The sequence below is a fragment of the Chitinophaga sp. CCNWYY40 genome, from assembly GCF_037483205.1.
Classification (GTDB): domain Bacteria; phylum Bacteroidota; class Bacteroidia; order Chitinophagales; family Chitinophagaceae; genus Chitinophaga; species Chitinophaga ginsengisegetis.
The window spans coordinates 222,797-233,679 of sequence record NZ_JBBHLF010000002.1; the positions used below are offsets into that span (position 1 = coordinate 222,797).

The 10,883-nt window shown below is 46.3% G+C and carries 6 protein-coding genes; 3 read left to right on the top strand and 3 right to left on the bottom strand.

The features are described 5' to 3' along the window. Window positions 1–15: 15 nt before the first annotated feature. The 3 genes from V7S65_RS06625 to V7S65_RS06635 are packed head-to-tail and all read left to right on the top strand — an operon-like array spanning window position 16 to window position 5,450. Entirely contained in the window at window positions 16–1,509 is a 1,494-nt protein-coding gene (locus V7S65_RS06625; protein ID WP_336388789.1) for a RagB/SusD family nutrient uptake outer membrane protein, read from the top strand. Further along, window positions 1,499–2,986, top strand: coding sequence for an FG-GAP repeat domain-containing protein (locus tag V7S65_RS06630; RefSeq protein WP_336388788.1), 1,488 nt, complete (start codon window positions 1,499–1,501; stop codon window positions 2,984–2,986). Before V7S65_RS06625 ends, V7S65_RS06630 begins: the two co-directional genes overlap by 11 nt. 31 nt (window positions 2,987–3,017) lie before the next feature. Continuing rightward, window positions 3,018–5,450 carry a GEVED domain-containing protein gene (locus V7S65_RS06635; protein ID WP_336388787.1) on the top strand — a complete coding sequence of 811 codons (2,433 nt, stop codon included), beginning with the start codon at window positions 3,018–3,020 and terminating at the stop codon, window positions 5,448–5,450. 53 nt (window positions 5,451–5,503) lie between these two features. Here V7S65_RS06635 and V7S65_RS06640 read toward each other — a convergent pair whose 3' ends face one another. From V7S65_RS06640 to V7S65_RS06650, 3 genes are all read right to left on the bottom strand, one after another. After that, window positions 5,504–5,878 carry a VanZ family protein gene (locus tag V7S65_RS06640; RefSeq protein WP_336388786.1) on the bottom strand — a complete coding sequence of 125 codons (375 nt, stop codon included), beginning with the start codon at window positions 5,876–5,878 and terminating at the stop codon, window positions 5,504–5,506. Between the two features lie 43 nt (window positions 5,879–5,921). Further along, window positions 5,922–8,252 carry a mechanosensitive ion channel family protein gene (locus tag V7S65_RS06645; protein ID WP_336388785.1) on the bottom strand — a complete coding sequence of 777 codons (2,331 nt, stop codon included), beginning with the start codon at window positions 8,250–8,252 and terminating at the stop codon, window positions 5,922–5,924. 191 nt (window positions 8,253–8,443) lie between these two features. After that, window positions 8,444–10,867: an alpha/beta fold hydrolase gene (locus V7S65_RS06650; protein WP_336388784.1), complete on the bottom strand. Its 2,424-nt coding sequence runs from the start codon at window positions 10,865–10,867 to the stop codon at window positions 8,444–8,446. Between the last annotated feature and the right edge of the window lie 16 nt (window positions 10,868–10,883).

Here is a 10,883-nt window from a genome sequence, read left to right on the forward strand (position 1 = left end):
TTAAAAGGAATAGAAATGAAATATCCAAATAACTACAGATACGCTTTACTGATAATTTTCCTTTTCTCCTTAGCCGGCTTTTCCTGCGAAAAGGCGCTGGAAGAAAAAACATACGACCGCTATTCGTCTTCTACCTTCTTTCTTAACGCAGAAGATGTAAAAGCAGCAGTTACCGGTATGTATGCCGGTATGCTCAATGCCGGTTTTTACGGAGGCGGCTGGGGCGCCGCCAATGAAGGCTGGAATGCCCAGAGCAGTTTCACCACAGATGAACTGGTGTGTTCCTGGGGGTGGGATGGCTGGCGTAAATTTAACCAGCTGAATTTTTCGGAAGATTTTTCGCAACTGTTGAATCATTACAACGGCCTGATGCCCGTGATTTCTGAAATTGCTATTGACATCGATAAAATACAAAGCGTGCAGATGGATGAAACCCTGAAAAGCAGGTATATCGCAGAACTCAAAGCATTGCGCGCTCATTACTCCTGGATCCTTTATAATTACTACGGCCCGGTGCCAATCCGGCTGGATGCCAAAGAAGCAGCCAATCCCACTGCACCGTCTATTCCCCGGCCCGACGCCGCATGGATGGTAACCCAGATAGAGAAAGACTATAAGGAAGGACTGGAGGGATTACCAAAAGCCAGCGAACAGGCCGCATCCGATTATGGCAGGTTTACGAAAGACATCTGTCTCATGGGCCTGATGAAATTATACCTGCATGAAAAAAACTGGACAGCTGTCATCAGTACCGGCAGACAATTACAAACCTATGGCCACAATCTGCAAAAGAATTACAAAGATATTTTCACTTTCGCCAACAAAGGCAACAACCAGGAAATAATACTGGCTATCCCGTGCAGGTTTGATGCGTCGGTGAATAATAACCTGTGGCTGGCCATGTGTATGCCCGGTAACTATGTAGATCCCGAAGGGCTCACCATTACACAATGGGGTGGATATAAAATGCCCTGGAAAGCATACGACAAATTTGATCAGAACGATAAACGCCTGAGCGTTTTACTGGCTAAATGGCCCACTTCTGGTGGCGCCACATTCGACGCCCGTGCAAATAATTATATTGGCGCCATTCCCATGAAATATGGTCCCGATCCCGGCGCTATCAGCGAAGCGCAGGGAACTGATATTGTAGTGTGGAGATATGCAGATGTGTTGCTGATGATGGCGGAAGCCATCAACGAAACCCAGGGCCCCGTACAGGAAGCCTACGATTTGGTGAATGCGGTGAGAACCCGCGCGGGTGTAGCCACTTATTTACCCGGTCAGTTTACTAAGGATGCGTTCAGGAAAAAACTTATGGATGAAAGGTTCTTTGAACTGTGGTGTGAAGGAAGCCGCCGGGAAGATATGATCCGGTGGGGCACCTTTATACAACACGCAAAAGATGAAGGCTCTATATTTGCCAAACCGGAATTTGTATTGTATCCGCTGCCCCGGAAAGTAATCGACGAATCCAAGGGTGTTATCAAACAAAATAATGGGTACTAAAACTAAAGCAACGGACCTGGCACTGGTCTGGTCCGTTGCTTTAATTTTACTTTACGGATGCGCAAGGAATAAGGCAGATCACCGGCGGTCCATCGCGGAAAAGTATTGTTCCTCCTGTCATCAGTTCCCTGAACCGGATCTGTTGCCCGCGCGTATCTGGGCGAATGGCGTACTTCCAACTATGGGCGCCTTTGCGGATATTTATAAAGACCGCAGCGGGGAGTACAAGCTGCTGCCGCCGGCACTGCAGCAGCTGCGTGATCCGGCCATTGCTTCCATGAGAACGGCTATTCCACTGGACGACTGGAACGAAATTGTGGCCTGGTACACCACATTGGCGCCGGAAGAAATTGCGCAGCCGGAATTCACTGTTCGGCTGCCCGGCAATAACTTCTCCCTGAAATTACCTCCGAAAAAATCATCGTCTTTTACATCGTGTATTTACTATGATGAAAAAGCAAAGTTGCTGTTTCAATCCGATATTAATAAACATATCCTCCGTGTTTCAGATCCGGCATTACGCCAGTTGGATAGCCTTGATAACAGCACCGTAGTAGATATAGCACCGGCGGGTGCAGGGCGTTACCTGCTCACACATATAGGAAGTCTTAATCCGGGCGGCGTAACGCGGAATGGTGCGGTGGAAGAAATTACCATCGCTGCCAATAAAATTGTAAAGAGGAAAATTTTATATGACGGGCTTTACCGGCCGGTACAATCGCTGATGCTGGATGATGAATTAGTAGTGTGCGAGTTTGGTTTTATGGAAGGTGGACTATCCATATTTACCAAAGCCGGTAAGAAAGTACTCGTTAGCCTCCCCGGCGCCGAAAGAATGTATGTAGAAGATATTGATGGCGATGGCAAAAAAGATATCTGGGTACTGTTTGCACAAGGGAAAGAAGGCATCTTCCAATTACTCAACAAAGGAAATGGAAACTTTGAATTAAAAGAGGTACTTACATTCCCGCCTTCGTACGGCGCCACTTACTTCCAGCTGGCCGATATGGATGGTGATGGCCGCCGGGATATCATTTTCACGTGTGGCGATAATGCGGATCAGTCGCCGGTACTGAAGCCTTATCATGGCATCTATATTTTCAGGAACATGGGCAATTCCTACCGCCAGGTTTTCTTCCAGCCGCTTTATGGCTGTTACAAAGCGGTGCCGGTGGATCTTGATAACGACGGTCGCCTGGATCTCGCTGCCATCAGCTTCTTCGCCGATTTTGCGCAACACCCCGACCTGGCCCTTACTTACCTGCTGCAAAAGAAAGAAGGGAAGTTTGAATTACATACTGATAAACAGGTGGCTGGCCTGGGCCGGTGGGTATGTATGGATGTAAAAGATTTTAACGGAGATGGTAAGCCGGATATCATAGCCGGAAATATGGCCGCAAAGCCGGGGAATAATCAGTATTTGATGAACTACTGGATGAATGGCCCCGAATTTATTATTTGGGAGAACCGATATTAAGTCGATTTCACTTTAACCTAACAATCCCATTATGAAAAGAAACTTACTGTTAACGCTATTGCTGTTTTTATATCTTATTACAAATGCACAGGTGCCCGCTTCACCATCCAACCTCCGGTTGTTGGGAACCAGGAGCTGGATAAGGCTCGAATGGACCGATAACGCTGCTACTGAACTGGGCTATAAGATTTACTGGAATACCACCAATTCCAAACCTGCCGTACCTAATGCCACCGTTGCCGCTAATACAACGCGGTACTATGTTTCATCGGTTGTTCCGGCCACCGCTTACTATACCTGGGTAGAAGCATATAATGCCGCCGGCAGCAGTACGGCACTTTCCGGAACAGCTACCACTATCAAAAACTGGGTACTCGATGCTGTAGAGGCATCCAATCTTTCTATACCCAGTTCCGCCGGTGTTCCGGCGGGCATGCAGATTTTCTGGCAGGATGAATTTAATGACGGGCTACTGAACAGAAATAAATGGAGTACCAACTATTATTCAACGATCGACTACAGGGATACTTCCAGCTATTCAAAAATGCGCAATAATACATTGCCGCAACCTTCCTACAGAATGACGGGCAACAGCATCCTGCTGCTGATATCCAATAATGCGCCCGATCCGTTCTGGACCAGTGGAAGAAAAGTTTCTTCGATACAAACCTACGACTGGAATTCAAACGAAAATTATCTCGATAACAAACGGGGAGGCTACTTCGAAATCAGGGCAAGACGGAATAACACCAGCCAGGCTGCAAACCTCAATGCTGCCTACTGGTTTGATTCTCCCGGTCCTGATCTTAAATATTATGAAGAGGCGGGTAATACGTTTACCTCAAAAACCGGCCCTGTTACCGGTGTACGGCCACGCGGGCAGGTTTTTGAAATAGACGTTTTTGAACAAAGCGGGAATGCATCCACCGCCACGTACACGCCTTTTACCATACATGGAAATGTGGCGGCCGATGGAACGTTTCAGGGAAACCTGGGAACGTATAATGCCAGTTTAACCAACCACACCAACTGGGCAACACATGGCCTGCTCTGGACTCCCACCAGTATTAAATACTATCTCAACGGAACCCTGGTGAAGGAGTGGTCAGATAAAAGCAGTATCAAATCGCCAAATCATTTTATGAATGTTTTCCTGGGGATGTATGGTACCGGAGACAGCTCCAATATGGAAGTGGATTATATCCGCGGCTATCAGTGGCCGGTTGTAAACGGTAATGAACTGCCCAACGGGGGCGCTGAATACAGCAGCCAGCTGTTTCCCTGGGAAGGAACTGCCACCGTTTCCACTGTGGGAAAAAGATCAGGGAATAATTGCTTTGTATTGGCCGCGGGTCAAACGTTATCACAATATGTATATCTTGATAACAGCACCAGCTACCAGCTGAAGTACTGGATGAGCGGAAGCGGATCGTTAAAAGCAACGGTTGAAAATATTACGCCTGTAACCGGCACTTCACAGAATTTATATTCACTTACCACGGCTGTATCGTCAGCATTTACGCAACAAACCCTTGATTTCAGCACCGGCGCTGAGTATAGCGCCAATATGAAAACGGTGAAAGTAACCTTTTCAAATACCGGCGGCAGTGCCGTAATACTCGACGACCTTGAATTTCAGAAGGGCGGCAGCGGCGGTTCCCCCGTGCTTTGTGTGCCTGCCGGAGGAAGCCACGCGCAGGACCGGTATATCACCTCCTTCACTACCACCGGCGCTACACACAACATCAGCTACACCAACAGTGCCTACCCGCCCAATGGCTATGGTATTTATACGGCAGACTCCATAACCGTGGCACAGGGAAGCTCCTGCAATATGAACATTATTAACACCCCCAACACAAAATGGGCAAGGGCAAAAATATATGTGGATTGGAATAACAACGGCAACTTTTCAGACGCAGGCGAAACGGTGTTGTCTGTAGGCAACGCCAGCCAGGATAATAGTGCTACCATGTTAAATATTGCAGCTTCCTTAGCCGTTCCGGCTACTGCGGCTACGGGCAAAATACCTATGCGTATACGCTATTATGATGCATGGAATACAGATCCGGGGCCGTGCGGCCAGGCCGACTATACAACCACGCACGATTTTATACTGAATATTACCGCAGCATCCATCATGATGTTGGGCACGGGGGAAGCGGATAACAGGTTGATGGCGCTGGGCCAAAAAAGTACGAAAGATCTGGCAGGTAACACCATGATCGTATATGCTAATCCGGCTGTTGACCGGTTTGTGGTTCAGTATAACAGCACTGCGTCCCGCGCCGCAAAACTAAGTCTCACCCGTGTGAATGGAAGCATTGTTTTAACCCGGAGCATCCGGGTGGAGAAAGGAGTGAACAAATTTGTGATTGAAACCGGTAATTTTCAGCCTGGTTTATACCTCGTAGCGGTTGATAGTCCTGGCTTCCGGCAGGCGCAAAAGATTGTTATAAAATAGATGGAGATTAGATGAAAAAGTGGGATACTTTTTTGTTTATTTCTTTCTTTACCTTACGCCTTCGCCCTGCTCATTTTATTAACGATCAGGGATACCAGGTAGCAGAACACGCCTCCAAGTACAGAAGCAATTACATCTTTTACATCAAAGGTCCGGCCGGGCATCCACAACTGGAAAACTTCATACAGCGTGAGCCCGGCCACAAATGCAAAAATCAGGCTGGCCACTTTTTGTTCGGCGACAGGGAATCTTATCACCATATATCCCAGGAAAAAGACTACTACCGCAAGGAAATTGGGCAGGGAATCCGCTATGTAAAAGGTGGTAATATGATGCTTTAATAAGTAAGGTCTTAGTTTCAACTCTTCATAGAGCGTGAACAGCAGTATGATGGCAAGAAGGATAATATAGATGGATCGTTTGTTCATCGGATGAAATTGGGTGTAAATAAATGTATATCCTTTCCTGCAATCAGGAGATATCATTCTTTGGTGCTCCATTCCTGATATGTATGTCTTGCTGCGGGAATGGGATGGTGATATGCTCTTTTTTGAAGGCATCAAATATCTTTGCGATAAGATCGCTTCTTACCAGCATATATTCTTTAATATCCCTGATCCAGTAGACCAGTTCAATTTCTATAGCGCTGTCGCCAAAATCTTTAAAAAATACGCCGGGTGAAGGGTAGGAGAGGATTCTCTCATCTCCCTTCAGGAGATCGGTTAGTAATGTTTGGGTTACGTTAATATCCGTGGCATAGGCAACGCCCACCACTAAGTGGCATCGTCTGAAGTTGTTGCCCATTGTCCAGTTGGTGAGATGCTGACTTAGCAGGTCGCCGTTAGGTATAATTAAATTAGCGCCATCTATACTTTTGGCAACGCTGCTTCTGAACCCAATAGATTTTATGGTGGCAATTTTTCCGTCGAACTCAATGATATCACCTACCGTTACCGGTTTTTCAAAAGAGATGATCAAACCGCTTACCAGGTTATTTACCAATCCCTGTAATCCGAGTCCTACACCCACGCCAAGCGCGCCCAGAACAATCACGAATTTATCGATCGGGATACCCGCTGCTGCAAATGCCAGTATCAGTCCTGCTGTAATGATAAAGATCCGGATAACCAGCAGCCAGCTTCCGGGCGAGAATTTTTTCCGGGTACCGTTTGTATCATTAGGTACGTCGTGTTCAGCGGCAAAGTAAGAAACGAGTCTTGACAGGAAAAAAGAACACAGCAGCACAAGAATGAAAACGGAAATACCGGTAATGGAATAATTGTAATCACCTATGGTTCGCTCCATTGTCACGAAATTATTAACTGAAGCGGCATATCCCCTGAGATGATAAAAGTGCCTGGCGACTATTACAATCCATCCCAGGGCGAGTATTATATAGAAAATGGCCGGCGCCTGTTTCCCTACCCTGTTAAAATTCAGGTAGAATAATTGTCGGCTGGGCTGTTTATATACACTGGAGGCCAGTACCAGGCCTTCGTTGATAAGCCGGATCACCCACAGAAAAATAATCCCCATGATCAAACTCACATACCCGCTGATCATGAGCGCTTTTGCTACATTGAACCGGCCCAGCAGGTTCAGTAAGGAAGAACTGATTTCAAATAACAGGAATATAGCAATGAAGTATAAAATCTTTCTCTCTTTCAGTTCACTTTTCTTTTTATTCGCTAATAAGGAAGCCATAAAAATGCTTCCTCCTATTGATACCGCCAGCATAAAATACCGCTCCGGCCTGGAGGCCTGTAAAATCATATTATCTATGCACGCCAATACAAAAAGAAGGGTGGTGATTGCCCAGAACCGCTGCCAGTAAACACTGATGTAGCTCCTGAAAACGATCCCCAGGCAAATCGCTGCAGGCAGCCAGAGCGCAAAGTTGAAAATAAAGGGCGGTGATGCAAACAGGAATTGAAAAAGGGAGAAGGTAATAAGGATCGCCGCTGGCAGGGGATGGGCAACAACCAGGTTATCGGCATTGGAATGCGGCGACTCCAGTAATTGCTTCTTTAAAGCGCGGAGAAAGTACCACGAGCCAAGCAGCATTATAAACATAAAGCATATCCTGATAAAATGATCTTCCACATAAAAGAGGAGGGTAATAGTCTCCTTAGCAATGGAGAACTTAATGATATCTTTTAGAGGTCTGGAATAGATCGGGTCCTGCCATATAAAAGGGAATTCTTTCTGAAAGGACTGGGAGGAGAGATGGCCGCTATAGATCTCGATATCCTCTTTTGTGGAATTGATATCAAACAAAAGGAGATCCGTTTTCAGCTGCTGTTCTTCGATGATAGTGGCAATTTTGTCCAGGGCGCTATCGACAGGAACGATCCCCTTTGCGGTAACATACATGCGTCTGATATGCTTGATGATGTCGGCGGAGTCTTCCGGAAGGGCATAGAGTGATGGATCGGTGGAAAGCGAATCAATCTGGACGTTCAGGGTGGTTACTCTACGTGAATAGGTTTGCAGTAACCGTTTTTTATCCGTAACCCGGGCGTTTAATTCATCCAGTATGGAAGCAGATACATCGAGGTTGCGTTGTGTTTGATTGGTACCCTTATTAACGAGGATACCATCTTTCACAATTTCCAGCGACTGTTTTACATCTGTAATGAATTTATTAAAGGCAGTGGTGTCGATACCTCTTTTCAGGAATATTTTTGCCTGCCGGTCAATGCCCTGTAAGTATTCCAGGGTAGCCCGCTGCCGGTTGATCACCTTCTCCTGCTCATATTTTTTAATGCTTTTTTCAGATTCTGTTACGCTCAGTTTTTTCAAAGTCTGAATCAGATTCTGTTTGTTGAAGCTGATTGTATCGGCTTGTGCAGCCGATAGAAAGGGGCATAATACAAGTAATGAAAACAGCAGATATCTCATTAGCTATTAAAATTAATACGACGACGATATTAGTATTAATATAAGATTAATTTCCGGAATCTGTTTTCATAAACAGCAAAATGTAAAGCGGGTTACCGGGTGGCGCCTGCTTTCTTTCTGATGATCTTCCACAACACAATGCCATGTGGAGGAATGGTAATGCTTATTTCTTTCGAAAATAAACCCAGATCTTTTTTCTCCCACAGATCCCTTACAGCATACGTTCCTTCCAAACCCACGGCGCTAAATGGAAAAGTAGTAGTTACTGCTTTGTCGCCTGCATTCAACAGGCCAACGGCTGTACCGCCATCTTCCAGTGGCTTACTCCATACTTCCACGGTATCCGGCAACACCGTTTTTAAACCTGCCGCCATACCTAAGGCATCCTGGTTTACCGCAATCACTTCTTCGTTAGTGATCAGCCCCAGCGTAAAATCATCCAGCAGCTCAATGTTGGCGCCAATCAGCAACGGGGCATCCAGCATACACCACATACTGAAATGCGTTTTTTGTTCGTCGGGTGTGAGGTGGTTACGTTTTGCTTCTCCTTCGCTTTGCGCGCCCACCACGCCGATCTGGAGAATGTCCGGATCGTTCCAGTTTCCGGGCTTTACATATTGAGCTTTGTCTGCCAGTTTCCGGATGGCGCCATACACGGAGTGCCAGTTATCAGCAATATCGCCTTCGGTGCGCCATAGCTGCCCGCCGGATTCATTACCCCATTCCCATACATTGCCCATTCCATATTGACACAGCGCATGAATGATATCTCTTTTCTGCGCCTGCAGTGCATCGGACATCAACCGGTAGGGTTTGATCAACTCTGCTTTGGATTCGTTTTTAGCCAATGAGCCGTAACTACACCAATCGTATTTCAGGTAGTCGAAGCCGTTGTCTGCAAAGAATTTTGCATCTGTTTGTTCATAGCCATAACTACCGGCTACACCGCCACAGGTAAGCGGGCCGGGAGAACTGTATATCCCTGCCTTAAAACCCATTTTATGCATCAACGCGGGAAACGCTTTTATATCGGTGAAATACTGATTGGGAATCAACTCGCCGTTTTCATTGCGCACCTGTCCAACACGACCGGGCAAATTGTCCGGACCTTCGTAGTAAGAGTAGGCTGTTCCTGCTTTTTGTTTCAGCTTTGTCCAGATGGAATCTTCTTTTCCTGGTTGTTTTGTCCAGGGATCGTCGATTTCTATCACGCTCCAGCCATATTGCTGCAATCCTTTGTCGCGGATCATTTCAGCGGTACGGATTACTTTATCCAGCGTTACGTTGCGGCCAAAGCTATACCAGCTGCTCCATCCCATTGGCGGTGTTAATGCGAGCTTGTCGCCAATCACCAGTGTGAATGTTTTGGCGGACCGGCCATATTTATTAACGGTGATCAGTTCAATTGTATAGTTTCCTTTTTCTTTAATGCTGCCGGAAATCACCCCGCTGTTTTTATCGAGCGTTGCGCCTTCAGGTAAATGCTTTACCTGGAAAGTCATAGGCCGCGTGCCGGTGGCAGGAATGGTGTACATAAACGCTTTGCCGGGTCTTGCGCCATATACGCGCGGGCCGTTAATATGCGGCTCCGTTTCCTGTAGCCATGCCGCTATACTGTTCAGAAATGCGTCTTGTCTATCGGCAAAAAGATAATGCGAGGCATGATCAAGGTATTTAAAATGCCCCGCGCCAATGATCGCCTGGATACTATTAATCATCTCACTGGAAAAAATACCATCATCTTTACCGTACAAGCCAAAAATAGCGATGCCTTTGCTTTTCAGCTTTGCCAGAATGGGCCTTACATCGATGTTCACCAGCTTTTCATTCTTATAAAAAAGTCCGGGCGCCTGGTCGTTCCTGATATCTTTTTTAGAAAGATCGCTGGCTTCATAGGCTGCATAGATCTTTGTTGCTTCATCACTAAGTTGCCCCGCTTTAAAGAATCCGTTTTCAGCTGCCAGTACGAAACATTCCTTACGGTAGGCTGCGGAATTTTTATCAAGCTGTGCAACGCCCGTTATCTTTTTCAACTGTATAGCGTCCTGCTTCCGGGTATAAATTCTTTTTACGGAATCCAGGATATGATCATATGTAGCCTGCTGCGCAAACAATGCGCTGGTGAGCACAACTGCATTTATCTTTTCAGGATACTTCTCTGCAAACAGGGTTGTTACCAAACCGCCGAAGCTAAAACCTATTAAGCTGGCTTTTGTAAGATGGAATTTTTTATAGATGCCATTCAGATCTTCAAACGCTTCCCCGTAGGTTACTTTAGCGTTGTCATAGGACGACCGGCCTTCGCCTCTCCGGTCGTAAACAATCACATAAAAGCCCCTGCCAGCCAGTTTTTGGGCGGTGGTACCTTCAAAAAGCACCGAATTTCCACGGGGACCTCCGTGAATAAACACGATAGCAGGGTGGTGGGGATCGCCAAATGTTTTAACGTAAAGTTGCTGGCTGTAGGAGATCAAAAATGTAAAAATCATTACCACCAGTAAAGAGATGCGCTTCATATAGTTCCTTTAAATC